This is a genomic window from Sphaerisporangium sp. NPDC049002, from assembly GCF_040649355.1.
GTDB lineage: Bacteria > Actinomycetota > Actinomycetes > Streptosporangiales > Streptosporangiaceae > Sphaerisporangium.
Map to the genome: position 1 here is coordinate 1 of NZ_JBEZFH010000481.1, position 1,013 is coordinate 1,013.

General features: G+C 68.8%; 1 protein-coding gene. It reads right to left on the reverse strand.

Features of this window, described 5'->3' with window-relative positions; genetic code table 11:
* A partial coding sequence (locus AB0B89_RS36660; RefSeq protein ID WP_358562458.1) for a hypothetical protein occupies positions 1-890 on the reverse strand: 890 nt, incomplete at its 3' end.
* Between the last annotated feature and the right edge of the window lie 123 nt (positions 891-1,013).

Genomic DNA, 1,013 nt, shown 5'->3' on the forward strand with positions numbered 1-1,013 from the left:
ACAGCAGCGCGGGCAAGGTGTCCGCGCGGAAGGGCGCCTGCCCTGCCAGGAGCTCGTACAGCACGCACCCGAGCGCGTACATGTCGGTCCAACCACTCGCGGAGCTTGGCCTCCGGAACGGCGGCGTAGGGGTCGACGCGTCGCACACCGCCGCGCGGCTCGTCGCCGCCGCTCTCGCCCGGCTCCTCAGCCGGCTGGGCCGGCTCAGGGGGCTGCGGCGGAGCTGGATCGGCGACTCTCTCGACGTGGACCTGAGCGTCCTGGTCAACGTGAGGGCCGGTGAAGCGGCCCCGCAGCCGCTCCCTTGCCGCTTCCTCGTCGAGTTGGGTGGTCGCGGCGTCGCGCTGGTGCATCTCCTCCTCGATGTACACCGCGCCAAGCTCGTCGGGGAATGCCATGCGAAGCGCCATCGCGCGCACGCAGTTGGACACCACCATGCCGTTCACGATGAACGTGTGCGTGCCGTCCACCTCGATGTCGTACCGGGTTTCGGCCTTGGCGTTGGTCACGTGCTCGGTCTTGAGCACCGGCACGAACGCCATGCCGCCTGTGAGGCCCTGTCGCACCGGTCCGGCCACCCACTGCTTTGCGTTGGTCCCGGCGTCGTACCGGATGTAGGGGGCGAGCCGGGCCAGGAGCCGTTCGGCGTCCTCCACGCCGATGTACAGGTAAGGGTTGCGTTCCCGGCGGTGCACGGTGGCGGTGACGCCGTACTTGTCGGCAAACCACTGCGCTGCCGCATCGGCGAAGTTCGGTCCGAATCCGCAGCAGTACACCCGTAGGTTCGGCGGTGCTGCTTTGCTGTCGGTCTTTTGGATGGAGCCGTCGTCCATCAGCCATACCGCCAGGCCCAGATCGTCGAGCATGGCCAGGCGGTCTTGCGGGGTCATGGCCCGGTAACGGTATAGCGCGGGCGCGGCCGTGGTCCGCATCCTGATCGTGGGATGGGAGCCGCCGGCGCCGTCTGTCTGCTGAACGTTGTCGACGGTGACGCCCAGGTTGGCCAGGGCGTC